Annotated in this window: 24 protein-coding genes and 1 tRNA gene; 20 read left to right on the forward strand and 5 right to left on the reverse strand. The window is 27.0% G+C overall.

Annotated features, from left to right (window positions below):
• Positions 1 to 228 precede the first annotated feature (228 nt).
• From AZI32_RS14315 to murD, 8 genes are all read left to right on the forward strand, one after another.
• Positions 229 to 408 (forward strand): hypothetical protein, encoded by a 180-nt coding sequence (locus tag AZI32_RS14315; RefSeq protein WP_061996468.1) that lies wholly within the window; start codon positions 229 to 231, stop codon positions 406 to 408.
• 189 nt (positions 409 to 597) lie between these two features.
• A complete protein-coding gene (locus tag AZI32_RS14320; protein WP_061996469.1) occupies positions 598 to 1,377 on the forward strand; it encodes a type III pantothenate kinase in 780 nt (259 codons plus the stop codon).
• An 8-nt stretch (positions 1,378 to 1,385) separates the two neighbouring features.
• Positions 1,386 to 2,360, forward strand: coding sequence for a tRNA dihydrouridine synthase DusB (gene dusB, locus AZI32_RS14325; protein ID WP_061996470.1), 975 nt, complete (start codon positions 1,386 to 1,388; stop codon positions 2,358 to 2,360).
• 325 nt (positions 2,361 to 2,685) lie between these two features.
• The gene (greA, locus tag AZI32_RS14330; RefSeq protein WP_061996471.1) at positions 2,686 to 3,168 is read left to right on the forward strand and encodes a transcription elongation factor GreA; all 483 of its coding nucleotides are present in this window, start codon (positions 2,686 to 2,688) and stop codon (positions 3,166 to 3,168) included.
• 12 nt (positions 3,169 to 3,180) lie between these two features.
• Positions 3,181 to 4,704, forward strand: coding sequence for a lysine--tRNA ligase (gene lysS / locus AZI32_RS14335; protein ID WP_061996472.1), 1,524 nt, complete (start codon positions 3,181 to 3,183; stop codon positions 4,702 to 4,704).
• A 140-nt stretch (positions 4,705 to 4,844) separates the two neighbouring features.
• A tRNA-Asn gene (locus tag AZI32_RS14340) sits at positions 4,845 to 4,919 on the forward strand.
• 412 nt (positions 4,920 to 5,331) lie between these two features.
• Positions 5,332 to 6,723 (forward strand): glycine--tRNA ligase, encoded by a 1,392-nt coding sequence (locus tag AZI32_RS14345; protein WP_157450929.1) that lies wholly within the window; start codon positions 5,332 to 5,334, stop codon positions 6,721 to 6,723.
• Positions 6,724 to 7,324: 601 nt separating this feature from the next.
• The gene (gene murD / locus AZI32_RS14350) at positions 7,325 to 8,701 is read left to right on the forward strand and encodes a UDP-N-acetylmuramoyl-L-alanine--D-glutamate ligase (RefSeq protein WP_061996474.1); all 1,377 of its coding nucleotides are present in this window, start codon (positions 7,325 to 7,327) and stop codon (positions 8,699 to 8,701) included.
• Between the two features lie 693 nt (positions 8,702 to 9,394).
• Here murD and AZI32_RS14355 read toward each other — a convergent pair.
• Together AZI32_RS14355 and AZI32_RS14360 are read right to left on the reverse strand one after the other, a co-directional pair.
• Positions 9,395 to 9,832 (reverse strand): DUF3955 domain-containing protein, encoded by a 438-nt coding sequence (locus AZI32_RS14355; protein WP_010297657.1) that lies wholly within the window; start codon positions 9,830 to 9,832, stop codon positions 9,395 to 9,397.
• Positions 9,829 to 10,305: an RNA polymerase sigma factor gene (locus AZI32_RS14360; protein ID WP_061996475.1), complete on the reverse strand. Its 477-nt coding sequence runs from the start codon at positions 10,303 to 10,305 to the stop codon at positions 9,829 to 9,831. The genes AZI32_RS14355 and AZI32_RS14360 overlap by 4 nt, the downstream gene beginning before the upstream one ends.
• A 748-nt stretch (positions 10,306 to 11,053) precedes the next feature.
• Between AZI32_RS14360 and AZI32_RS14365 the strand changes: the two genes are divergently transcribed.
• The 8 genes from AZI32_RS14365 to AZI32_RS14400 all read left to right on the forward strand — a co-directional run bounded on the left by AZI32_RS14365 (position 11,054) and on the right by AZI32_RS14400 (position 19,408).
• The gene (locus AZI32_RS14365) at positions 11,054 to 11,668 is read left to right on the forward strand and encodes a helix-turn-helix transcriptional regulator (RefSeq protein WP_061996476.1); all 615 of its coding nucleotides are present in this window, start codon (positions 11,054 to 11,056) and stop codon (positions 11,666 to 11,668) included.
• A 577-nt stretch (positions 11,669 to 12,245) separates the two neighbouring features.
• Positions 12,246 to 13,169: a MerR family transcriptional regulator gene (locus AZI32_RS14370; protein WP_061996477.1), complete on the forward strand. Its 924-nt coding sequence runs from the start codon at positions 12,246 to 12,248 to the stop codon at positions 13,167 to 13,169.
• A gap of 27 nt (positions 13,170 to 13,196) precedes the next feature.
• A complete protein-coding gene (locus AZI32_RS14375; RefSeq protein WP_061996478.1) occupies positions 13,197 to 14,033 on the forward strand; it encodes a hypothetical protein in 837 nt (278 codons plus the stop codon).
• A gap of 480 nt (positions 14,034 to 14,513) precedes the next feature.
• A complete protein-coding gene (locus AZI32_RS14380) occupies positions 14,514 to 15,332 on the forward strand; it encodes a helix-turn-helix transcriptional regulator (protein WP_061996479.1) in 819 nt (272 codons plus the stop codon).
• Positions 15,333 to 16,078: 746 nt separating this feature from the next.
• Entirely contained in the window at positions 16,079 to 16,975 is an 897-nt protein-coding gene (yhdJ, locus tag AZI32_RS14385; protein ID WP_061996480.1) for an adenine-specific DNA-methyltransferase, read from the forward strand.
• Between the two features lie 58 nt (positions 16,976 to 17,033).
• Positions 17,034 to 18,176: a hypothetical protein gene (locus tag AZI32_RS14390; protein WP_061996481.1), complete on the forward strand. Its 1,143-nt coding sequence runs from the start codon at positions 17,034 to 17,036 to the stop codon at positions 18,174 to 18,176.
• Positions 18,177 to 18,348: 172 nt separating this feature from the next.
• Positions 18,349 to 18,669, forward strand: a complete 321-nt coding sequence (locus tag AZI32_RS14395) for a PadR family transcriptional regulator (protein WP_010297621.1) — start codon at positions 18,349 to 18,351, stop codon at positions 18,667 to 18,669.
• 13 nt (positions 18,670 to 18,682) lie between these two features.
• Positions 18,683 to 19,408, forward strand: a complete 726-nt coding sequence (locus tag AZI32_RS14400) for a DUF2812 domain-containing protein (RefSeq protein ID WP_061996482.1) — start codon at positions 18,683 to 18,685, stop codon at positions 19,406 to 19,408.
• 158 nt (positions 19,409 to 19,566) lie between these two features.
• Here the strand turns inward: AZI32_RS14400 and AZI32_RS14405 are convergent, their stop codons facing one another.
• Both AZI32_RS14405 and AZI32_RS14410 read right to left on the reverse strand, forming a co-directional pair.
• A complete protein-coding gene (locus AZI32_RS14405) occupies positions 19,567 to 20,508 on the reverse strand; it encodes an alpha/beta hydrolase (RefSeq protein WP_061996483.1) in 942 nt (313 codons plus the stop codon).
• Between the two features lie 50 nt (positions 20,509 to 20,558).
• A complete protein-coding gene (locus tag AZI32_RS14410) occupies positions 20,559 to 21,071 on the reverse strand; it encodes a helix-turn-helix domain-containing protein (RefSeq protein ID WP_061996484.1) in 513 nt (170 codons plus the stop codon).
• Positions 21,072 to 21,408: 337 nt separating this feature from the next.
• Here AZI32_RS14410 and AZI32_RS14415 point away from each other — a divergent pair, with 337 nt between their 5' ends.
• The 3 genes from AZI32_RS14415 (at position 21,409) to AZI32_RS14425 (ending at position 22,903) form a co-directional block, all read left to right on the forward strand.
• Positions 21,409 to 21,816, forward strand: coding sequence for a helix-turn-helix domain-containing protein (locus AZI32_RS14415; RefSeq protein WP_010297593.1), 408 nt, complete (start codon positions 21,409 to 21,411; stop codon positions 21,814 to 21,816).
• A 10-nt stretch (positions 21,817 to 21,826) separates the two neighbouring features.
• Positions 21,827 to 22,147: a hypothetical protein gene (locus AZI32_RS14420; RefSeq protein WP_061996485.1), complete on the forward strand. Its 321-nt coding sequence runs from the start codon at positions 21,827 to 21,829 to the stop codon at positions 22,145 to 22,147.
• 237 nt (positions 22,148 to 22,384) lie between these two features.
• Entirely contained in the window at positions 22,385 to 22,903 is a 519-nt protein-coding gene (locus AZI32_RS14425) for an NAD(P)H-dependent oxidoreductase (protein ID WP_010297586.1), read from the forward strand.
• A gap of 100 nt (positions 22,904 to 23,003) precedes the next feature.
• Here AZI32_RS14425 and AZI32_RS14430 read toward each other — a convergent pair whose 3' ends face one another.
• Positions 23,004 to 23,453, reverse strand: coding sequence for a MarR family transcriptional regulator (locus AZI32_RS14430; protein ID WP_061996486.1), 450 nt, complete (start codon positions 23,451 to 23,453; stop codon positions 23,004 to 23,006).
• A 310-nt stretch (positions 23,454 to 23,763) separates the two neighbouring features.
• Between AZI32_RS14430 and AZI32_RS14435 the strand changes: the two genes are divergently transcribed.
• Positions 23,764 to 24,924 carry a MerR family transcriptional regulator gene (locus tag AZI32_RS14435; protein ID WP_061996487.1) on the forward strand — a complete coding sequence of 387 codons (1,161 nt, stop codon included), beginning with the start codon at positions 23,764 to 23,766 and terminating at the stop codon, positions 24,922 to 24,924.
• Positions 24,925 to 25,717 lie beyond the last annotated feature (793 nt).

The following is a 25,717-nucleotide window of genomic DNA, read 5'->3' on the forward strand; positions in this document are numbered from 1 at the left end:
TACCTTTTAATTATACAAAAGGTCTTTTTTTATTTCAAAATGATTAAAATGGCAATACAGGAATGCTATTAACTATTACCTGTTAACTATTAACTAGCTATAGTTGTACTTATTTTTTAACTGATAACAAAAAATTGATGTATGAAATTAAGTTTGAGATTGTATTCTTATATATAATAAGTATACTCCTTTTTATTATTGAGAATAATATTAAAAAGGAGTGGTTATATGCTATTTCAAAATAAAGAAGATATTATTGACGTTATAGATAAAGAAAAAAACCTTGTAAAAAAGTATAAAAGATATTTAGATAGTTCAACTAATCCGCAATCTATAAGTGTTTTAAATGAATTAATAGATAAGCATAGTACTCACTTAGAGACACTAAATAAGTTTTTAAATGGATAAAAACTTAGGAATAGAAAAACTAAGAAAAACATTCATTTAGCTATTAGAGAGAGCTGAGGTAAAGAATTTAGGCTACTTGACAAAATATATTAACTTGTTAAAATTGAATTATTATTTTATAATGTTTTTATTAGTAGATTCTATAAAGCAGCTGGCAAGGCTGCTTTTAATTGTATAGAGGTGAATTTTATGGTTTTTGTATTGGATGTTGGAAACACTAATATAGTATTGGGCATATATAAAGATAAGAAACTTATGGTTGATTGGAGATTATCTACCGATCATAAAAGAAGTTCTGATGAGTATGGAATACAGGTTAGGCAATTATTTGAGCAAAATAATATTAAAGCTTCGGATATTGAAGGAATAATAATTTCTTCTGTTGTACCTAACATAATGTATTCATTAGAACATATGATTAGAAAATATTTTAATCAAAACCCTATAGTTGTAGGACCAGGGGTTAAAACAGGAATAAACATAAAATATGATAATCCTAAGGAAGTTGGAGCAGATAGAATTGTTAATGCGGTGGCAGCCTTTGAAACTTATAAAAAATCTATGATAATAATAGACTTTGGAACGGCTACTACATTTTGCGCTATAACTAAAAATGGAGATTATTTAGGTGGAACTATTTGTCCAGGTATAAAAATTTCATCTGATGCTTTATTTGAAAGAGCAGCAAAACTTCCAAGGGTTGAGCTTGTAAAACCAGATACAGTAATTTGTAAAAATACAGTAGCAAGTATGCAAGCTGGAATTGTATGTGGTTATGTAGGTCAGGTAGATTATATAGTTAATAAGATGAAAAAAGAGATGATGGCTAAAGGAGAGGAAGATCCAATTGTAATAGCAACTGGAGGACTTGCTACATTAATAGCACAAGATTCTCAAACAATAGATAAAGTTGAACCATTTTTAACATTAGATGGGTTAAGAATGATATATGAAAAGAATAAAGAATAGGTGATGCAATGAAAATATCAAACCTTGAATTTGAAAATAATGTATTTTTAGCCCCGATGGCAGGAGTTACTGATGTTGCATATAGAGGTATATGTAAAGAGATGGGGTGTGGGTTAGTTTATACTGAAATGGTTAGTGCAAAAGGTTTATTTTATGGCAGTAGGAATACAGATGTTCTTATGAGGACGTCAGAGGAAGAAAGACCAGTTGCTATTCAGATTTTCGGTAGTGATCCTAAAATAATGGCTCATGCTTGTGAAGTATTTAATGAGAGAGAAGATATTTCTATAGTTGATGTGAATATGGGATGTCCTGTACCTAAAATAGTAAAAAACGGAGAAGGTTCTGCGTTGATGAAAGATCCTAAGCTTGCATCTGAGATTATTAGAGAGATGAAAAAGGCAAGTAATAAGCCAGTAACAGTAAAGTTTAGAAAAGGGTTTGATGAGGATAATATAAATGCAGTAGAATTTGCAAAGTATGTAGAAGATGCAGGTGTTGACGCTATTGCTATTCATGGAAGAACTAGAGCTCAAATGTATAACGGAAATGCAGATTGGGATATAATAGGAAAAGTAAAAAAAGCAGTTAGCATTCCGGTTATAGGAAATGGAGATGTGTTTTCTTATGAAGATGCATTAAAAATGAAAGAAATAACTAATTGTGATGGTATAATGGTAGCTAGAGGAGCTATGGGAAATCCTTGGATATTTAGAGAAATACAAAATGCTTTTAGTAAAAATGAGGTGTTAAAACCTACAGATTTAGAAAAAGTTGAAATGTGCATAAGGCATCTAGATTTAGCTGTAAAATATTTTGAAGAAATAAAGGCGATAAGAGAGATGCGAAAACATATAGCTTGGTACATAAAAGGGTTAAGGTATTGTACAGACATAAAAGATAAAGTGAATTGTATGACTAAATATGAAGAACTTAGAGAGCTATTAATTGAATATAAAAATGTCTTTGTGGATAGGATATAAAAAATATGCCAAAACCCTATATTAATTAGTAATATCCTTTTATTGACACAATTATATTACTGATTTATAATAACTTAAAGTATTAAACCGTGTAAGGCATCTTCAAAAAAATAAATAAGTCAGAATGATCGTCTATTTTGTGTTATACTGCGTCAACAGAACCCTTAGATAGTGCTACTATCTGTGGAACCTGTTTCCTTGTCTAACTCAAAATATACTTCCCATCTTTGACTTATTATTTAGTTTCAGGTGCCTAAAACAAATTATTTTAATATGTTTATCAATAGGATTAACTATATTATATATCGTTAAAGGGGAGAAGAAAATGAGCGATACTAAAAAGTATGTAATGACATATGAAGGTGTAAAAAAATTAGAAGAAGAATTAGAATTCTTAAAAACTGTTAAGAGAAAAGAAATAACTGAAAAGATAAAAGTTGCTTTAGGATACGGAGATTTAAGTGAAAACTCAGAATATGATGAAGCAAAAAATGAACAGGCTTTTGTAGAAGGAAGAATAATACAACTTGAGAATATGCTAAGAAATGCATCAGTTGTAGATGAAAGCGAACTAGACAATGATATAGTTAGTGTAGGATCTATAGTAAGAGTTAAAGACTTTCAGTTTGATGAAGAAGTTGATTTTGCAATTGTAGGATCAGCAGAAGCAGATCCTATGGAAAATAAGATATCTAATGAATCACCAGTTGGAAGTGCCCTTATAGGTAAAGGTGTTGGTGATGTAGTAGAAGCAATAATTCCAGATGGAATTAGCAAGTATGAGATAATTGAAATCAGAAGATCTTAGGAGGTTATTAACATGGAAGAAAATAACACAAGAGAATTAGAAATAGAAGATATACAAGCTAAAGAAGAAGAATTTAATGAGCAGGTTACAATAAGAAGACAAAAATTAGCTGAACTTCAAGAGCAGGGTAAAGATCCTTTTGATGTATATAAGGTTAATAGAACTCATAATTCACAAGAAGTTAAAGAACAATTTGAAGAATTAGGAGATAATCTTGTAACTATAGCTGGAAGACTTATGTCAAAAAGAATCCAAGGTAAAGCAGGATTCTGTGATGTTCATGATAGAGATGGTAAAATACAAATTTATGTTAGATTAGATGCAGTTGGAGAAGAGTCTTTTAAAGATGCTAAAACTTTTGATATTGGAGATTTTGTAACTATAACAGGTACAGCTTTTGTTACTAGAACAGGAGAAACTTCAATACGTGCAAAAGAAATAAAATTAATATCAAAATCTTTAAAACCATTACCAGAAAAATGGCATGGACTTAAAAATCCAGATTTAAAATATAGACAAAGAGAAGTAGACCTTGTTATGAATAAGGATGTTAGAGATACATTCATGAAGAGAATCAACATAATAAAAGCTATAAGAGAATTCTTAGATAATAGAGGATACTTAGAGGTTGAAACTCCAATACTATCACCAATTGCAGGGGGAGCCGCTGCTAGACCTTTTGTAACTCATCATAACACATTAGATATAGATATGTACTTAAGAATAGCTACAGAATTATATTTAAAAAGATGTATAGTTGGTGGATTTGAAAAGGTTTATGATATGGGTAAAAACTTCAGAAATGAAGGTATGAGTGTAAGACATAACCCAGAGTTCACAATGATAGAGTTATATGAAGCTTATGCTGATTATAATGATATGATGGAAATGACGGAGCAACTTGTTGCATATGCATGTGAAAAAGTACATGGAACAACTAAAGTTACTTACCAAGGAACAGAAATAGACTTCACACCACCTTGGAGAAGAATAACAATGGTTGATGCTGTAAAAGAATATGCAGGTATAGATTTTAATGAAATAAAAACAGATGAAGAAGCTCAAAAAATTGCTAAAGAGAAACATTTAGAATTCCCTAAAGCAATAGATAAAGTAACAAAGGGCGAAGTATTAAATATGTTATTTGAAGAATATGGAGAAGAACATTTAATACAACCAACATTCCTTTATGACTATCCTGTTGAAATATCACCACTAACTAAGAAAAAACGTGGTAACGAAGAGTTTACAGAAAGATTTGAAGGTTTTGTTTATGGTAGAGAAGTATGTAATGCATACTCAGAGCTTAATGATCCAATAGTTCAAAGAGATAGATTTGCACAACAAGCAAATGAAAGAGAACTTGGTGATGATGAGGCTTATGTTATAGATGAAGAATTCATGAATGCATTAGAAATAGGTATGCCTCCAACAGGTGGATTAGGAATTGGTATAGATAGAATAGTAATGTTCTTAACTGATTCAACATCTATAAGAGACGTAATATTATTCCCTACAATGAAACCATTACAATAGGAAAAATTTCATTTAAATATAAAGAATAAAGCTTAAAATTTTGTGGCTTTATTCTTTTATTTTTTTAAATAAAAAATGAAAAAACCACTTGAAAAAAAATAAAGTTTTATGTATAATAAAAGTGTAAATTAATTAAATATTCCGCGATAGCTCAACGGTGGAGCACTCGGCTGTTAACCGATAGGTTGAAGGTTCGAATCCTTTTCGCGGAGCCATTTGAATTTTCAAGTAATACAACTGTATTACTTTTTTTTGAATAAAAAATATAAAAAAGGATATACATATATTTATAAGTATTATTTTAATAATATAGAACCAAAGACTGTTTTAGTCCATATTATGATATTAATATAAAAACTAAAAGGTATTGTCTTGACAATGAAAGTTATTTTGATAAAATAGGTATATATAATTTAATAGAATGTATGATGAGAAAGAAGAGTAACAATAAAGAATTAAAAGAGAGATGGTGTTTGGTGCAAACCATTATGAATTTATTGTGAAGGGAGCTTTTGAGTATAGTTGGAAGAGTTGAGCTATTGCTAATAAGGGTGGAACCGCGGAATTAAATTTCGTCCCTTAACTAGTAATGGTTTTTTTATTTTTAAAAACAAAAAAGGAGGAAGTATTATGACAGAAATAACTATGGATAAGATTATTAGCTTATGTAAAAATAGAGGTTTTATATTTGCTGGGTCAGAGATTTACGGAGGACTAGCAAATTCTTGGGATTATGGTCCTATAGGTGTAGAATTTAAAAACAATGTAAAAAAAGCATGGTGGAAAAAGTTTGTTCAAGAAAGTCCATATAACGTAGGATTAGATTGTTCAATACTTATGAATCCACAAGTTTGGGTTGCTACAGGACATGTAGGTGGCTTTTCAGACCCATTAATGGATTGTAAAGAATGTAAAGCTAGATTTAGAGCAGATAAATTAGTTGAAGATCACATGGCTGCGCAAGGAGCTGAATTTGCAGTAGCAGATGGATGGACTAACGAAGAATATAAAAATTACATTGAGGAAAATGAAATAGTATGTCCTAAATGTGGAAAAAGAAATTTCACTGATATAAGAAAATTCAACTTAATGTTTAAAACATTCCAAGGTATAACAGAAGACAATAAATCAGAAATATACTTAAGACCTGAAACAGCTCAAGGTATATTTGTAAACTTTAAAAATGCTCAAAGAGCATCAAGAAAAAAAGTACCATTTGGAGTAGCTCAAGTTGGTAAATCTTTTAGAAATGAAATAACTCCAGGAAACTTTACTTTTAGAACTAGAGAATTTGAACAAATGGAACTTGAATTCTTCTGTAAACCAGGAACTGATTTAGAATGGTTTGAATACTGGAAAGAGTACTGTAAAAAATTCTTATTTGATTTAGGAATGAGAGAAGAAAGTTTAAGATTTAGAGATCATAGCAAAGAAGAATTATCTTTCTATAGTAATGCAACATGTGATATAGAATTCTTGTTCCCGTTTGGATGGGGCGAACTATGGGGAATAGCTGATAGAACAGATTACGATTTAAAAAGACATATGGAACATTCAGGTGAGGATATGAAGTATTTAGATCCTACAACTAATGAAAAATATGTACCATATGTAATAGAGCCATCATTAGGTGCAGATAGAGTAGCTTTAGCGTTTTTAATAAATGCATATGAAGAAGAAGAATTAGAAGGCGGAGATGTAAGAAATGTATTACACTTACACCCTGCATTAGCACCATTTAAAGCTGCAGTATTACCATTAAGCAAGAAATTAAGTGAAAAGTCATTAGAAGTATACTCTATGCTTGCTAAAAAATTCAATATTGAATATGATGAAGCAGGAAGTATAGGAAAAAGATATAGAAGACAAGATGAGATTGGAACTCCACTTTGTATAACTGTTGACTTTGATACAATGGAAGATAATACTGTTACAATTAGAGATAGGGATACAATGGAACAAATAAGATTATCAATAGATGATTTAGTTAAATATATAGAAGAAAAAATAGAGTTTTAATAAATAAAACAAAAATCCCAACAAAAACTTGTTGGGATTTTAATTAGGTATTTTTGAAAATAGCAGATTACTATTTTTATATATTTTATATCACGGTAAAAATAAAGCATTTTACTTTGAATAATATATAAAAAGTATAATTTGAATAATTAAACTGTTATTTGAAAAATGCCTTATGTAAAATATACAAAAAAATAACCGGATTAAAATCCGGTAAAAAATAGGGTTTAATCATGGGGATATGTTATGTGTTATGTTAAAATTTTGGGGAATCATCTTAACATATTCCTTACGGCACAAACAAAGTATATCATTTAGAGTGGTTGAATTCAATAAGCTGAAAATAAGTTTATATATTAAATAAATTCGCGCAATTTCGACATGTAAATAAGGTTAATTATATAATTATTTTTCAATAAAGAATAAAAATGGTATAATGCATATTGAAGTTTAAGAAAACTAAGATATGTTAAAAATGAATATATAAAGTTTTATTTATATATTTTAATTATTAAAAGAAATATAATATAATTTAAAGTATAGAGTTTATAAATAAATTAGTAATATTTTTAACTATATAATCTTGGAGGATTAAGATAATATGAAGAGAGATTTTGAAGAATTCAAAAAATATATACAAAATAAGAATGTAGCAGTAGTAGGAATAGGTGTAAGTAATATACCACTTATAGAATATTTAGTATCATTAGGTGCTAAGGTAACTGCTTTTGACAAAAAAAATAAAGAAGACCTTAAAGAGGTTGTTGAAAAATACGGGAAAATTGGTGTTAAGTTTGAACTAGGTGAAGGTTATCTAGAAAAACTTACAGGATTTGAAGTGATATTTAAAACTCCTTCTATGAGAATAGATTGCAAGGAGTTAGTAAGAGCAAAAGAAGAAGGAACTTATATAACTTCAGAAATGGAAGAATTCGTTAAGTATTGCCCAGCAAAAGTATATGGCATAACAGGTAGTGATGGAAAAACAACAACTACAACATTAGTTTATAATATATTAAAAGAAAGTGGATACAATGCTTGGGTTGGGGGAAATATAGGAACTCCATTATTTGCCAATATAGAAAAAATGAAGGAAACAGATAGAGTTGTTTTAGAGTTATCTAGCTTTCAATTAATGACAATGGACACATCAACAGATATAGCTGTTGTTACAAATCTTTCTCCAAATCATTTAGACATGCATAAAGGTATGGATGAATATGTGGATAGTAAGAAAAATATATTTAAGTATCAAAATAAAGAAAATTTACTAGTTTTAAATTTAGATAACGATATAACTAAAGGTATGATTGATGAAGCTAAAGGCAAAGTTTACACATTTAGTAGAAAAGAAAAGATAAGTGAAGGTGCTTATTTTGAAGATGGAAAGTTATATGTAAAAGGCCAGCTTGTTTGTAGAAAAGATGAAATTAAGTTAAAAGGAATGCATAATGTAGAAAACCTTTTAGCAGCATTTTCAGCTACTTGTGATGAAGTGGGTATAGAAGCTATGAAAAATGTAGCTATAAATTTTGGTGGAGTAGAGCATAGAAGTGAATTAGTAAGAAAATTAGATGGTGTAGAATATTATAATGATTCTATAGCTTCAAGTCCAACAAGAACACTTGCTAGCTTAAAGGCTTTCGAAAAACCTGTAATATTAATAGCTGGTGGATATGATAAAAACCTAGCTTTTGATATACTAGCATTTGATGGATATCCATATATAAAAGAACTTATATTATTAGGTGCAACTAAGGATAAAATCAAACATGAATTTAATAGATTAAAAGAGGAAAAAGGAATAGAAGTTTCTATACATGAAGTAAGTACTTTAGAAGAAGCAGTTGAGCTTTCTAAAAAGTTAGCTAAAAATGGAGATATAGTAACATTATCACCAGCATGTGCAAGCTTTGATATGTTCCCTAACTTTGCAGTAAGAGGATTAAAGTATAAAGAAATTGTTATGAATCTATAGATTTTAAATAATGTATAATCAAAGAAATAATATACTAAATATGCTTTAAATAGTTAGTATATTATTTCTTTTTTATATGTCTAAGGAGTTACTACAAAACTAACTAAAGGTTAGAGGAGTGGTAGCTTTTTTTATATGTAATTTATTTAATATATGATTAGTGATAAGAAAAAACATATTAAATAATTTAATAAACTCTAAAATTTAAAAGTATATGAGAATTTTATTATTAAAAAGAATGGTAAATATAACTTTAAGCCTTTATTCAGTTAGTTGTTTCGAGAAACTCTAAAAATTTTAAAAAACATTATAAGAGGTTCTAAGTTACAACTAAAAATCATAACTAACTTAAAATTCTATTTACCATATATATTTTTATCCGATTTTTATGACTACCCGGAGAAGCGACGTCCTTGTCTGATGCACCGGCTAATCCGTCCTTGGATTAGGTCAAAAAAATCAAATAAAAATCTATGAGAGTTTCTAAATCAATTTTCAATGAATAACTTATTTAAATTTTTTATTATTACATAGTGTATTAAAAATCAAATTTAAGATAATGAATGTTGAAGTGTATCATAAATAACAGAGGTTTCTATTTAGAAAATATTAAAGGACTTACTGTAACAGTAAGTCCTTGTTGAAATTCTATAAGAATATTATAAATCAACTAAATTTTAAATTATGAAGATTTTACTTAGAGATAATTTTACGTTTCTTTAAGAATATAAAGTTGCATATTAATGAAATGATAAACATTAATATGAATACATATCCAATTGGTATTAGTGCGAATGGCTCAACCAATGTTCCATCTGATAAAATTTTTACACCTATAACATTATACATAATAAAACAAAGTATAGCTGCTAATGCCGAAGCTATCATTGAACCTTTTGTAAATGCAATTCTTTTATCCATTTTCCACTTTGTTGAAATACTTTTCATTACTTTTACCTTCCCTTCTGGAATATTTGGCTTTTCTAAATTTATTTCAAGTTTTTTCAATTCATCTAAGCATTGAGTACATTCAGCTAAGTGCTCTTCTATTAACGATGAACTTTCATTACTACAAACTTTATCATAATACAATGGTAGTAAATCTCTAATAACTTCACATGATACTTTCATATTAACTTCTCCTTTATCTTTATTCTTGCACGATGATAAGTAACTCTTGCCCAACTTTCTGTTTTACCAAATAGTTCAGCTATTTTACCAAACGATAAATCTCCAAAAAAACGCAATGTAAATACTTCTTTAAATGGTTCTTCTAAGTTATGGAGTAATTTATGAATTTCAAATGCACTTTCATCGTCAAATAATGTTTGTTCAAAATCAACATCAGAAACATCCACTATATCTTCAACTCTTACAAAGTTATTTTGTATTTTCTTTAGATATGAAAAATATGAGTTTTTAGCAATTTGGCAGAGCCAAACTCTCATTTTACAATTTCCTTTGAAGCTATCAATATTTTTTAAAGCCTTAAAAAATGTTTCTTGTGTTATATCCTCTGCAATGCTTTCGTTCTTAGAAAGACTTAATACATATTTATATACATCTTTAAAATATGCAGAGTATACTTCCTCAAATTCGGTCACATTTTCACCGCCTTTCATATATAAGACTATAAAAATTGCATTTCGTTACAACATTTCATAAAAAATATTTAATTATTTAAAAATTAATTAATAGAGTAAAAAATATATTTCGCATTAAATTCAATCATATTAAATACTACATTCTAAGCTATAGTGGATTAATTCATAAATAAACTTATGAATTTTAAATAAGAATCTCTTTCTTATAGGAGGATAAAACTTGAAAAAAGACCTAGCTATCCTACTATGGAATTCCTATAGTATATTTTAGTCACTATATCATAATTATGTATATTAGAGATAGGGGGATTAATTGGGAGGATTTTAGCTTGAAGTTTCTATTATAAAGTATAAAAAAATGTTACTTTGACTTTATCTACATATTTTAAATTCTATATTTAAATAAAAAATCATATTTAGAATAATGAATATTGAACCGTACCATAAATAATTGCGTTTTTTAGCATTAGGCATTTATATGACTTGCTTAAGGCTAGTTTTGTTAGATGAAATACCGTATTATAAGCAATGATGAATTAACAAAATACGTTATAATGAAAGAGAAAATAATTTTTAAGCGATAGACAAATGGTATTTTCCACAAAAAAATATAATAAAGTCATGATGCCCAGAGGGAAAAGAATCAAGAAATGCACGTTGTGGTTGCTAAACAGAACTTTCAAGTTGGTAGAAATATAGGAAGATTATTGATATCCTATTGTTATCTAATTAGAAAGGGGTAATAGTAATGAAATTATCTGAAAAAATTCAATATTTAAGGAACAAGAACGGACTGTCACAGGAAACGTTAGCTGAAAAATGTTTAGTTACTAGGCAGTCTATTTCCAAATGGGAAATGGATATTTCACTACCAGAGACAGAAAAATTATTAGAATTAAGCCATATATTTGGAGTAACAATTGATGTGTTATTGAAAGATGAGTTATCAGTCGATGGAGTAAAAGAAAAGAAATCATGTGGCAAGTCGCTTACGAATGAAAATGAAGGAATATATGAAGGACTTCTAATTAAAGAAAGCATCGATAATGAAGAAATCCTGGACTGTCTTAATGTAAATAAAATTGAATTGTGGAAAACGAAATATTTTCCACGCTACTGGACTGCAATTACTTTTTCATCAAATGTAATAGATTTACCTGAAAAGTTTTCTAAGGTTTTGATTAATGATGAGAACAAAGGTGGTAACTGGTTTGTTGATTTCAAAAAGAACAATATAAAATATATTGTTTTTAGAGGGCTTGTTTTAAAATATACGATTGGAAATATTGAAGAAAAAAATAATGTTATTGAAAAATGTCATAGTCAAGGTATACCAGATTGTCAGATGGATTGGTCGGAATAGAGATTGGAAATTATATAAATATAATATGAAGCTGACAAATCTGAATTTATATTATTGAGATTAAAATTTTAAAATAGAAAAAATCATATAGGTTCATTTTTATAAAATTTGATATTATATGAATAAGAAAAGCTTAGTGTTGGTAGCACTAAGCAATCCTTAGAATATTTATTTTGTTTTAGGGCTATTGGATAAAATTAATTAAATATTAATTAAGAAAAAGTGCTAATCTTTGTTGGAGGGGGCACTTTTTTCTTTCCTTTTAACTTCTATATCAAGACCAAGGATTTTAAGCCTAATTTTTAAGTGATGTATAAAAATATTATGTTTTAGAATTAATCTAAAGACATAAATAACTGATATATACTTTATCCAAGTATCAAACATATCCAATACCATCACCTAGCTATAGTGAAATAAACCACCAAGATCCCAAGAGGATAAAACGTTCAAAGCCTCATTTATAATAGTTAAGAGAATCATACCATAAAAAATATATAAATTTTATAAAAATAATTATGTTTATATTGACTAATCCCTAAGGGGATAGATTAATATACAAAAGAGGAGTGAGGATATGTTAATAAGCGAAGTATGCAATTTAACTGGATTAACTAAGAAAGCTATTTCTTATTATGAGCAACAAGGATTAATAGAACCTAAAAAGAGTAGTAGTGGATATAGGGAGTATTTAGTAGACGATATAGCATTATTAAATGAGATTTCTTTATATAGAAAATTAGATATAGCAATTAAAGATATTAAAATGATATTAAACAGTAAAGATAAAAAGAACATACTTAATAATATTATTCAGGAGAAGCAGAAAAAAGAAATTCAGATAAAAATGCAAAAAATACATTTGGAAAAAATCATCAATAGTGATTTAAATGAAAAAACTATAAAGGAATTAAATGATGAAATTATAGAAATTGAAAAAAATAATGGAGATTTTATTAAGAGAGAATTAGCTAGAGTTTTTCCAAGTGGAATAGGAAAGTATTTAGCATATCATTTTGCGCCATATTTAAATGAGCCTTTGGATACAGCAGAAAAGTATAAAGCATGGATTGAAATTGTTAACTTTTTAGATAATGTTCCAGAATTAGAGATACCTAGGATTGTTGAAGTTGGATATGAAAATATAACAGGTGAAATGACAAAAAAAATACGTGATAAAACAATAAATGAAATAAATAATATGTTAAATTCTAAAGGTGAAGAATTAGAGGAATATAAGAAACAAGTGGTATATAATATAGATAGCCAAAATAATAAATCATTATTAAGAGTAATGAATCCGTTTTATAAGTTTAAAAAGCAACTTGATGAGTTTTTTAATAGTAGTGGATACTATGATATCTTTATACCTAATATAAAGATATTAAGTAGGGAATATAGAGAATATCACAATAAGCTTATTGAGTTAAATGAAGTAATGTCTAAAGAACTAGGGATTAAGTATGATGAAAATATGAGAATAATAAGAATTAGAAAATAGAAGGTTTATACTTAAGGGGGAAGGACAGTGAAAAAAAACTCTACAAAAGTAATTTGGGGAATGTTTATTATGTTTATGATTATATTTATTTTGAATTTCAAGGTAACAATGAATATATCAGAAACGGAAAGAATGTTCTTTATTTTGGAATTATGGGGTATGATTTTAGCTATTATTTTACTTATAAAAAATAAATTGCCACAGAGAAATTATATAAACATCTCTTTAATTTTAAGCATTTTAGTTGCATTATCATATTTAAGTATATTAGCAGAATTATCATATTCTAATAAAGCTATCTTTTTGATAATAAAGGGATTCAGTGTTACGTTACTATCGGCTTTAGCTATATTTAGTACATTTGAAAAGTATAAAAATGAAAAACTTTTATTTTTAAATACAAAAAGCAAAAGAAGTATTTTAAGGAGCATTTTATTTGCAATAAGTGTGGGAGTTGTTTTAGGAATAGTAAATTACTTATTTATGAAAACAAATAATGAGCCACATTTAAATATTAATTCATCTTGCTTTGTTGTAGCATTAAGTCCTGCAATTTATGAAGAAATTGTAATGAGGGCATTGTTTTATGCTTTTTCTATAAATTTGTTGGAGGGAAAAATTGAGACCAAATTTCAAAGATTTACGTGTTGGTTTATGATGATTATGCCACATGTTATAGTACATACTCCTGACAGTTTTATTTATGGTGGTATTACTTCTGGAATTATATCGATAATAATATATGTTTTAGTATTCGCCTTACCTTTTGCGATTTTACAGAAAAAAGTTGATATAACATCATCAATGATTGCTCATGGATTGGTTGATACTATTAGGTTTTGCTTTTTTGGATTGCCATTTTAATTAAGGATATAGGGAAACAAGCTCAAATTTAAATTTATTCATTTATAAAATGAGAAAACTCAAATTAATATTTTATCAATAACTAACAGATTATTTTAGTTAATAGTTGTGGTGATTATTACTCACTATATTCCTAATAATATTAAACGTACTTTTTTAGTACCAGCTTTGATTGCTTTAGGTTTTATTTATATTTTTTATTAACTGATAACAAGAATTTGATGTATAAATTTAAAATATTTTTATACAAGATGTAGTTTTAAGTTTTAAGTGATTTGGAGTATGTCTCACTATTTTGAGTATCCGAGTTTTGAAATGGATAATTTAAAAAGTAAACTTGGAACTCTATGATAAGTAAAAATTAAAAATATAGATAAGTTTGATTAACAGAGGGATGCAACTGATAGTTGACAAAAGGAAATCACTAGTTGGTAGAATGATATATGTATATTTTGTATAATTTTTCATGGGGGTGAGAAAGTGGATTTAAATAAAAAATTACAATTATTAAGAAAAAAGAGTGGGTTATCTCAAGAAGAATTAGCAGAAAAATTAGGAATATCAAGACAAGCGATTTCAAAGTGGGAGTCAGGACAATCAATACCGGATTTAAATAAATTGATAATACTATCTGAACTATATAATGTAACCATTGATAGCTTAGTTAAAGATAATGATAGATTTGATATTTTACAAAATAACACATTTGAAGATAAAGAAGAAGTGAATATTAATAAAAAACAGTTGGTTATTAATTTAGGTAGTAGTTCATTGGAATATGAATATAAGAGTAAGAGAAGAGTTTTTGGATTGCCACTTGTGCATATTAACTTAGGAAAAGGTTTAAAAAAGGCAAAGGGGATAATTGCTTTAGGAAATATATCATATGGAATAATATCTGTAGGATTTGTATCATTTGGGATTTTAAGTTTTGGTTTTATATCCATAGCATTAGTTAGTTTGGCAGTTTTAGCAATAGGTTTGTTATTAGCAGTAGGGACTATTGCTATAGGTACCTTTTCAATTGGAGCAATATCTATAGGAATATTTTCATTTGGGGCAGTGGCTATAGGAAAATATGCAGCAGGTGCAGCAGCGATAGGATCAGATATAGCAGTAGGAGATTATGCAAAAGCTAATATAGCTATAGGAAACAAGGTAGAAGGAACGAATACATTATCATTAGATGCTTCTATATATGAAGTAAAAAAATTAATTAAACAAGAATATCCTAATTTAAAAGATTGGATTGTGAAACTAGTTAACTCTTTTATTATATGGATTAAGAAAGGGAATTAAAGAGAATTCTAAATTTGAGTATACTCTTTTTTTATATGTAATTTGTTTAATATATGATTAGTGGTGAGAAAAAATATATTAAATAAACTCTAAAAGTATATATCTAAAAAGAGTGAGATAAATTCAAATTTAAAACTATGTAAGAATTTTATTGTTAAAAAGAATGATAAATATGTTAGATAAGTGAATAAGTTGAAAGTTCAGTTTTAATCTCCATAAACTTAAAGTTAAGCTTAAAACTTCCCCAATTATAGTTTTAAAAAAGTAATAATGAAAAAATTTAAAACGATAGTCTGTGAAAATTTCAAAGAAACTCTAAATATATTTTTATCCGATTTTTATGACTACCCGGAGAAGCGACGTCCTTGTCTGATGCACCGGCTAATCCGTCCTTGGATTAGGTCAAAAAAATCAAATAAAAATTTATGAAAATTTCTAAATCAATTTTCAATGAATAACTTATTTAAATTTTTTATTATTACATAGTGTAGTCATAAATTAAAAGAAAAATATTCTAATGGAATAAAAAGGCTTAGCTTTACGGAAATGTTTTTACCTCGATATCAGGTGAAAAATCAAATTTATGATAATGAATGTTGGAGTGCATTACAGGTAAGTGAAATTTTTACTAAAATTGGATTTGTAATGGTTGTTAATAATTTAGCGTCTTTAATTGAAAAAAAATTATTAATAGATTAATATATAATGGGTAACATAAGTAGAAATATGATAGAGGTGATTTTAGTATGTTTTATAGTGACATAATTGATTTAGATTCAGTTGAACATATAGGCAATGAAAATAGTTTGGTTATATGTGGAGATAGTTTACAAGTGCTAAAAAAAATAAATGATAAAAGTATAAATCTTATATTTGCAGACCCTCCATATAATATTGGAAAAGATTTTGGAAATAATAAAGATAAATGGGAGAACATTCATCAATATATAGAGTGGTGTAAAGAGTGGATAGATGAGTGTTTTAGGATACTAAAGGATGATGGAACTATGTATTTTATGACAGCAACACAACATATGCCATATTTAGATATATATGTATCAGAAAAGTATAATGTTTTGTCTAGAATAGTTTGGGCATATGATAGTTCTGGTGTACAATCAAAAAAAATGTATGGCTCTCTATATGAGCCAATTATTATGGTAAATAAGAGTGAAAAAAGTAAGTATACGTTTAATTATGAAGATATTTTAGTAGAAGCTAAAACTGGTGCTAAAAGAAAGTTAATAGATTATAGAAAAACACCACCTCAACCATATAATACTCAAAAAGTTCCAGGTAATGTGTGGGATTTTAGTAGAGTAAGATATAAAATGGATGAATATGAAAATCATCCAACCCAGAAGCCAGAAGAATTGATAAAGAGAATAATATTAGCATCAAGTAATGAAGAAGATATTGTTCTTGATCCATTTAGTGGTTCTTTTTCAACATGTGGAACAGCAGTTAAATTTAATAGAAAATGTATAGGAATAGACTTAAATCATGAGTATTTTAAAATAGGAATAAGACGTACTGGAATTTCTAATGAGTATAAAGGACAAATTTTACAGAAGGATTTAAAAAGAAAAACAAGCAATAAATCAAAGAAAGACCACTTAAAGGTTGAAGTCACAACAGAATAGGATATATATAGCTCTATCCCTTTATGCTATAATAGTAGTGTAAAAGGGAGGGTTTTTTTTGAAAAAAAATAAATTTATAACAGAGATATTAAAAATACATTTTCCTAAGAGATATGAAGATGTATATAATAATTCATATTTAATTCAATACTTAGATAAAAAAACTAATTCAGTAGGAAAATCATCTAAGTCAAGACCATCATTTGCTAATTTGTATGCAATATATGTGTTAGTAGAGGATTATCTAAATAATGGATATTATAATTCAGGTAAATATAGCAAAGAGTATGATGGTATGAAATTTTCCAATGCCTTTAATAGACAAAGAGAGCTACCATTTGGAGAAAAATTACAAAACCATGCCTTGAATAATAGATGTAATCATGAATTTTTAAAGTATTTTAATACAGCTACCTCAGAAGTACCAATCGTTATCAATCAGAGTAAATCTAGATACTTTATAAATGAAAAATTATTATTAATAGAAATAGATGGACAAGTTATTGATATTTCAAAAATAATTATTGAGATAGTAGATAGATATGTGGAATTAAAGAAAGAAAAATTTGATGATTTCTTTGAAAAATGTATTAGCTTTAGTAAAAGTTATATGTATAATCAAAAGGAAGCTATTGAATTTATAGAAAGTAACTTAGATGAAAATGCAGACGCAAGAATATTTGAGATAATATCATTTTTAATATGTAAGTATTATTACTATACTCAAACAGTCTATTTTGGATTTGAAGAGAATAATATAAAACAATATAGATTATCATTACATAAGACAGGAAGAACTAATGCTAATGATGGTGGAATCGATTTTATAATGAAACCAATAGGAAGAGTGTTTCAAGTTACAGAAGTATTAGATTTTAAAAAGTACTTTTTAGATATAGAAAAATTAAATAAATTTCCTATAACATTTGTTGTAAAAACAGAAGATAAAGCTAAAGAGGTTATGAATACAATCAAAATACAAGCAGAATTAATGTATACAGGTGAAACATTACAAAGATACTTAAATTGTTTTGAGGAAATCATTACATTAAGAAAATTAAGAAAATATCTTAACATAATTATCCATGAAGGTCTTTTGGATAAATTTTTTATGGATTTAATTAAATATTGTAGTATAGAGTATAATGTAGAGATTAAACAAACAGAAATAGTAGCTGAAGAAGATGCAATTTATGAATAAAATATAAAAAGGGGAGCATATCATCACAGGAGTGATAGCTCTTTTTTTATATTTTAAAAAGAATATATAAATAGTACGGGTGTCAAGGAAATGTTTGACATGTATATCATTTATTGATATATTATATTTAATGATATATCATTTAATGATATATAGTGGGAAGGAGAATTTCATGCCAAGAAGAGATTCTATTGATGTTGGAGAGCTAACAGATTCTGCTTTTTATATTTTATCTAGTGTTATTGAGGAAAAGCACGGATATCTAATTATGAAAACTATTGAGAATCTTACTAATAACGAGGTTACTATTGGTCCTGCATCACTTTATACAACACTGAAAAAACTTTTAGCAGCAGGTTTAGTGGAGTTGAGTTCTGACACAGGTGAAAATAAAAAAGTGTATAAAATAACAAGTAAAGGGCGAGAGATGCTAATAAAAGAGATTGAGCGTAAAAAGCAGATGGTTAAATTTGCTGAAAATTTTTTGGATTAAAATGGGGGTATTCATGAAAAATAAATATGTAATGATTAATGGATTGGCATTTAGTGAAGAAAGCGATATGGAAAAACTAAAAAAATATGCAATGGAAGGTTGGATATTAGAAGATATTGTAGGAGGTTTTTTCTATAAATTAAAAAAAGATAAGCCTCAAGACATAATATATAGCTTAGATTATCAGAATGAGGCAAATGAAGAATATTTTACAATATTTAAAGAAGCAGGATGGAAATCCGTTATTTCTATAGGGAACCAAATGCACATTTTTTCAGCACAAGCTAAGACTAAACCTATTTATAGTGATAGTAAAACAGAAATAGATAAATATATAAGAATAAGGAATTCATCAAAAAAAGGGATGCTTTATTCCTTAGTAATAGCTATAGCACTAATATGTTTATCAGTTATTTCTTTAATTCATATAAAATCTGTATTTTTAATTATCATTGGATTATTAATAATTGATATTATTGTATTTGTTTTTAACTTTATGCCTTATTTAGCATATAATGATAAAATTAAACAAATAAAAAAGTATGGTAAGTGCAAAAGTGAAGCAATAAATAGCAAAAGCTTGTGGAAAATAGAAGGATTTTTAGGGGTTTTATTTTTGACTTTAGGGATATTAGATTTAATTAGTAAAAAGTATTATGGAATATTATTAATAATTTCAGGTATTATTAATATTAATTTAAGTTTAGATCATTATAAAAAATATAAAAAATCGTTATAAATTATAGGGAGACAAGCTGACTTTTAAATTTATTCAATAATTTTAAAAGTCAGCTTGAAACCTTATATAAGCAAATTAAATATAATTCATTAATTAATTCACAAAAAAAGTAATACGAAAACTGTATTTATTTAATACGGCTTTTGTATTACTTATTTTTAAAGTAGAAAATTATCAGTAATCTCTGCAATTTTATCAATATTATTTAGATAAATAAAATGACTGCCCTCAAGTATTTCATATTTTGCATGTTCACCAACTCGTTTTAGATGTTGAATTTGATATTCTTGAGGGGTAATTTTCAATTGTTTGTTAGGTTTTTCATAAGTTTGTTTAGAGATTACTTTAAAATAGGATACAGATTTAGGAAATGGTAAATTCATAGTTTCATTTATAAATTCACCAGAATTTAATATTTGTTCTAAAAGAGTATTATTTATTGAAAAACCTGCAAATAGAGCAATGTCATTTAGTTCTTTTTTTGTATATCCAATCTTAAAAAGTGATTTTTTATTTGCAGTTAGATGTGCAATTATTGAAGTAATACCTATAACTTGCTGAACTTTTGCAATTGGAAGTATATATCTTAAAAAAGATGGCATTTTATCATAATATGCAGTAGATGTTCCATCAAGAGATATAATAGCCTCAATTTCTTCAGGATATTTTGATGCATAGTATTCACTATAAACACTTGATATAGAATGAGGCATTAAAATATATGGAGCTTTAAACCCTGCTTTACTAAGTGCAGTCCTTGTTTCTTCAACATAATTTTTACTAGTACGAGGTTTTGAGGTTTCACTACTAAAACCTACACCAAAATATTCAACACAAACAACTGTATAGTTTTTGCTTAATTTACGCATAAGTGGACCGAAATCAGCAGAGGGAAGGGGGATACCCATACCTGGAAGCAATACAATTGTTTTTTTACCATTTCCCATTGAGTAGATATGCACTTTTCCGTCATCCACACCAATAAGTTGTCCATAAGGTTTTATTTGATTTAGCTTACTTTTAAAATAGATAGAATGTAGAATTGAATCAATTAGCATAAATACTGCAATTAGTACAATTATTATATATAATATCTTCATAGTAATTTTCCTCTTTTCATTTTAAATCCGCTTACAATAGCTTACATATTTTAATTTTCACAGTTAGGAGAGGAGATAATTGAAATATCTCTTGCTTTTCTTACTTTAGATGAGTCAAAGTTGTATTTTAAAATAAGCTCACGTAATTCTTCTAAAAATTTATCGAATTCAATATCACTCATCATTAATATTGTGTTATTTAAAAATACTTTATCTTTTCCAGGGTTACTGTTCTTATTGTTGAAATAATTATGAAACTTTGAGTAAGTGTTCATTAGAAATCCAAAAGCATTTTCGTCAGCATTTTCTATAGTATTATGTTTTGCAATTTCTCTAATATTTAAAGTAAGAGTTCTTTCTATACTTCCTCTAATTTTTTTTTCTGATACAATAGATAAAATATTATTATCAATTAAAGTATTTATATGACGATACATTGTTGTACGTGGTACATCTTTAATTTTTTCACAAAGTTCAGAAGCAGTACTACTTTTACTAGTAGCCATTGTTTGAATAATTCGCATACGAATAGGGTTTAACATTATTTTATTTATATCATTCATAATAGGCCTCCTTTTGTTACTACTTATAATATTAATACCAAAAATGGAACTAATCAAGATTAAAAACAAATAATAGATTTGTATAACTAATTTAATATGCATTTTAATAATTTAAACATACTATTCATAAATGATATTATAGTGATAAATAATGTGATGTTTATTTAAGATAAGTAGTAAGGGTATATATTAGGACATTTTTTCAGTTGCAATTAGGAAAAAGCTTGTAAAATGGCCATGTAAAATTATTTTGACATAGAAAAAAACGCCATGTAAAAGAATTTTGATAGACCAATACATTTAATCATGACAAGATGTTAGTGAAAGGAGCAGTTTTATGGAGGTTGGAAGTAAATTAAAAAAAGCGCGAATAGATTCTGGGTTAACTCAAGAAAAAGTTGCAGAAGAAATACAGGTTTCTAGACAAACAATATCAAACTGGGAGAATGAAAAATCTTATCCAGATATTATAAGTGTAATTAAGTTAAGTGACCTCTATAGTATCAGTCTGGACGAATTATTGAAAGGAGATTCGAACATGATGAAACATTTAGAGGAAAGCACAGATGTTGTGAGTAGTAACAAAAAGCTGCTCATGGCTATTGGATTAAATGGAGTATTGTTAATTTTATTTATGTTTTTAAATAGTGTGATAGCAAAAAATAATTATATGATTATAGGTAGTGCGTCAATCTGTATATTGAGTACAACGGCATTATTCTATCAGATAATTAAGAAGTTTTAGGGGGATTTATATGAGTTGGTATTTAATTGTATTAATGTTTATTGAAATATTAGGAGCATCAACCCTTGCCTATCAGGTTTTTAAAATGACAGAACTTGATGCTATAAGCAGAGGATTAAAACATCCAAAGTTTTGGGGGATTTTTTCATTGAGTGGAAATGGAAGCGGTGGATTATTACTATATTTGATTGGTAGAAGAAAATATCCATCTTTCATGAGTAACGCAGATAGATTAATAATGGAATCAAGAAAAAAGAAGGCAGGAGTTTCTTTGAGTTTTTTGGCAATATCAACAATAATTTTATTTGCAATTTGTATTTTAACCTTTTAAAAGGAGTAAGAAGTTATATATTTAATAAATAGGAGAAAACCAAATCTGCGAGGAGGAGGTTTTTTATTTATAAATTTTTGTTGAGATTGTTTCACTATAGTCATGAGATAAATATTAAAAATGTTAATAGGAATAAATTACTAATATATATTTACTTGCATAAACAAGTAAAGTGATTTATAATAAATTAAAACTTGTTTATGCAAGTAATTTAACAAAAGATAAGGAGAGATTATTATGAAAACATTAGTAATTTTAGCACATCCTAATATTGATAAGTCAAAGGTTAATAAAATGTGGGGACAAGCATTAGGAAAAGAGGATGATATAACTGTACATGAAATTTATAAGCTTTATAAAGATGGTAAAATAGATGTTAGTTCAGAGCAAAAGTTAATAGAAGAGCATGATAGAATAGTATTTCAATTTCCATTTTATTGGTACAGTATACCTTCATTTTTAAAACAATGGCAAGATGAAGTTTTTGCTTTTGGTTTTTCTCATGGACCTAATGGGAATAAATTAAAAGGAAAAGAATTTATGTTAGCAATTTCAGCTGGAGGTTCTAAAGAAGGATATCAAGCTGGAGGATATCAAAACTTTTCAATAAGTGAGTTAACAAAACCACTACAAAATATGGCTATTTTTACTGGAATGAAATATTTGCCACCATATGTTTTATATAGTACACATAAATTAACTGATGAAGAAATCAAAGTCAGTGCAGAAAAACTTTCTGATATGCTAAAAGTATAATATAAAATAGTAAAAGCCTTAGTCTTAACATGACTAAGGCTTTTATAATATATTAAAAAATATATCATTTAATATTATTTAGTTAGATTTTATTAAGGGCTTATTTCTTAGAACTATTGTTATCTAGGTTTTTTCGTATGTTTTCTAAAAATTTTATTCCAGCTGCAAATTCTTCTTGTGACATACCAGTGATTGTTTCATTTAAGCATTGATTAGATATATCTAAAACGGTATTTTTAATGGCTTCACCTTTTTCTGTGAGTTTTATCCTTCGTATTCTTTTGTCGGTTATACAACTTTGACGAATTATAAACCCATTTTTTATAAGAGTATTTATAAGTCTAGATGTACTTGCTTCATCTCTATTAGTTAGTTTAGCTAAATTATATTGGCATAAGTCTTTGTTATCCCATAGTATTGTTAAAAGAGTATATTGCTCAAAAGTAATATTAATACCTTTTGCTTTTAGTTTTCGTGTAAAGTTATTAGACATCATTTTATCTGTTGAACTAAGTAAAAAATTTAGTTCTTTTTCAATTTTATGAACCATTTTATCACCTTTGTATTTTATTAGATTTTAACTATTATAATATTTATAAAAGATATTATTGTCAATAATCATAGTTTATTGATTTGATAAAAATATATTCCTTATCAATATCAACAAATATATAGTATTTTAAAAAGTCCTAGAATTTTAGAGTTGAAAATTCATTTTATATTTCTTAGAAAAAAGTTTTGACTCTAACGTCACGTGATAGTGTACTATAAAAATAGAGATTGGAAATATTATAAGAATTTCGGCTAGCAGAATGTTACATAATATTGAAAGCTCTAAATTTAAACTTTGAGGTGTAATAATGAGAACAGTAAAACAAGTTTCAGATTTGACAGGAATAAGTGTGCGCACACTACATTATTATGATGAAATTGGATTGCTAAAACCAAGTAAGGTTACAGAAGTAGGCTACAGATTTTATGATGATGAAGCCCTTAAAGATTTGCAACAGATTTTATTTTTTAAAGAACTTGATATACCCTTAAAGGAAATTAAAGAAATAATGTTAAGTCCATACTTTGATAAAATGCAAGCATTAAAAAATCAGAAAAAGTTGCTTGTTTTAAAAAGAAAAAGATTGAATGGGTTAATTGACCTTATAGAAAAAACATTAAAAGGAGAAAGTACAATGAATTTCAAGGAATTTGATATGAGTGAATATTATAATGTATTAGAAGAGTTTAAACAAGAACATGCAGATAAGATAATTAAAATGTATGGTAGTATAGATAAATATAATGAACATATTGAAAAGTTTAAAGCTAATGAAGATGAAATTGCTAAAATGGCCATAAAGCAATATGGAAGTATTGAGAAATATGCTAAAGCTTTAAAGAAAAATCTTAATAGTGGTATGATAAATTTATCAGAGCAATATGATGAGTTTAAAAAAGATTGTTTGGAAGGAAATCATCCTAAATTAAAAGAACTATATAAAAAACTTGTGTCTGACTTAAGTAAAGATCCTTCTTCAAAAGAGATTCAACAAATTGCTGAAGAAATAACAAATACAGCTAAAAAAGATTATGAAATTTTCAAAATAGAGAATGGCGATGTTTATTGGTACTATATGGTACGACTATTCAGTAATCCTATATGGATAAAAGAGGTTGATAAGAAATATGGTGACGGTGCATCTAAGTTTATTGGAGAAGCTCTAAATAGATGTTTGGGAGATAAGCGACCTAAATTAGAAGGATTATATGAAAAGCTTACATCTGATTTAAGTAAAGACCCTTCTTCAAAAGAAATTCAACAAATTGTTGAAGAAATTGTAAATGAGACTCAAAGACAGAATGAGGCTTTAAAAATAGATGTTGGAGAAAATTATTTGGGTTATAAAGCAGAGATGTATTTGTCAGATTCTATTTTTAAAGAAGTAATTGATAAAAAATATGGAAGTGGGTCATCTAAATTTATTGGGGAAGCACTAAAGTTTTATTCTGAAAATAGTAAGCAATAAACTAAATTAGAAGTTAAAAATCGTGTAGTTCAAAAAAGTGAATTACACGATTTTTTAATAAATATATTAGAATATTTCTGTGCTATATAAACATGTAATATTTTTTATGCATATATTGCATATATAATGTTAATTAAAAGCAAATGAATTAATTAAAGATTATAAGTTTATTTGAAATGTATTTAAACAAATATATATTTGATAGAATTTATAACTGAGGCAATAGTAATGTGGAGTGAAAAAAGGAGTATTTATGAAAAACAAATATATAATCATTAATGGACTTGCCTTAAATGAAAAACATGATATGGAAAAATTAAAATGAGATAAACTACAAGAAATAATATACAGTTTAGATTATATATGAACTAGCTTATTTGGGATAAAGTATATTTAATAAAAGTAAACTTAACCGGGTATATCTATAGAAGGAAAATAGAGATTTAATAAGAAATAAAGTGGAAAATGAATTTAATTTTAATCTATTAAGTAAAAATAATGTTTCAAATTATGTTAATAAGTGTTATTATAAGTAAGTCGTCAGCGACAAGGACTTAAAAAAAAGTTCAAAAAAAGTTGTTGACAAATGACAAACAAATTGCTAGAATGAAAAAGCAGTCGTTGATAAGCGACAAAAAACAATTTGGTCTTTGAAAATTAAACAGATAAATATAGGTAAAACCAGTTAATTCATTTGAGAATCTATTTTGTAGAGGCTCACATCGGAAGATGTAAAAAAATTGACTATTATAGTCAGCAAATTGCTTGAAGCAGTTCAAACTTTTAAATTGAG

It is taken from the genome of Clostridium sp. ATCC 25772 (genome assembly GCF_001573875.1).
In the GTDB taxonomy this organism is placed as follows: domain Bacteria; phylum Bacillota; class Clostridia; order Clostridiales; family Clostridiaceae; genus Clostridium_J; species Clostridium_J senegalense.

Coding starts and splice junctions, on each gene's coding strand:
- AZI32_RS14415 (WP_010297593.1), top strand. CDS start 21,409: ATGGAGGTTGGAAGTAAATTAAAAAAAGCGCGAATAGATTCTGGGTTA.
- AZI32_RS14430 (WP_061996486.1), bottom strand. CDS start 23,453: ATGGTTCATAAAATTGAAAAAGAACTAAATTTTTTACTTAGTTCAACA.
- AZI32_RS14425 (WP_010297586.1), top strand. CDS start 22,385: ATGAAAACATTAGTAATTTTAGCACATCCTAATATTGATAAGTCAAAG.
- AZI32_RS14315 (WP_061996468.1), top strand. CDS start 229: ATGCTATTTCAAAATAAAGAAGATATTATTGACGTTATAGATAAAGAA.
- AZI32_RS14410 (WP_061996484.1), bottom strand. CDS start 21,071: ATGAATGATATAAATAAAATAATGTTAAACCCTATTCGTATGCGAATT.
- AZI32_RS14365 (WP_061996476.1), top strand. CDS start 11,054: ATGAAATTATCTGAAAAAATTCAATATTTAAGGAACAAGAACGGACTG.
- AZI32_RS14420 (WP_061996485.1), top strand. CDS start 21,827: ATGAGTTGGTATTTAATTGTATTAATGTTTATTGAAATATTAGGAGCA.
- AZI32_RS14435 (WP_061996487.1), top strand. CDS start 23,764: ATGAGAACAGTAAAACAAGTTTCAGATTTGACAGGAATAAGTGTGCGC.
- AZI32_RS14370 (WP_061996477.1), top strand. CDS start 12,246: ATGTTAATAAGCGAAGTATGCAATTTAACTGGATTAACTAAGAAAGCT.
- AZI32_RS14405 (WP_061996483.1), bottom strand. CDS start 20,508: ATGAAGATATTATATATAATAATTGTACTAATTGCAGTATTTATGCTA.
- lysS (WP_061996472.1), top strand. CDS start 3,181: ATGGAAGAAAATAACACAAGAGAATTAGAAATAGAAGATATACAAGCT.
- murD (WP_061996474.1), top strand. CDS start 7,325: ATGAAGAGAGATTTTGAAGAATTCAAAAAATATATACAAAATAAGAAT.
- greA (WP_061996471.1), top strand. CDS start 2,686: ATGAGCGATACTAAAAAGTATGTAATGACATATGAAGGTGTAAAAAAA.
- AZI32_RS14355 (WP_010297657.1), bottom strand. CDS start 9,832: ATGAAAGTATCATGTGAAGTTATTAGAGATTTACTACCATTGTATTAT.
- AZI32_RS14395 (WP_010297621.1), top strand. CDS start 18,349: ATGCCAAGAAGAGATTCTATTGATGTTGGAGAGCTAACAGATTCTGCT.
- yhdJ (WP_061996480.1), top strand. CDS start 16,079: ATGTTTTATAGTGACATAATTGATTTAGATTCAGTTGAACATATAGGC.
- AZI32_RS14400 (WP_061996482.1), top strand. CDS start 18,683: ATGAAAAATAAATATGTAATGATTAATGGATTGGCATTTAGTGAAGAA.
- AZI32_RS14320 (WP_061996469.1), top strand. CDS start 598: ATGGTTTTTGTATTGGATGTTGGAAACACTAATATAGTATTGGGCATA.
- dusB (WP_061996470.1), top strand. CDS start 1,386: ATGAAAATATCAAACCTTGAATTTGAAAATAATGTATTTTTAGCCCCG.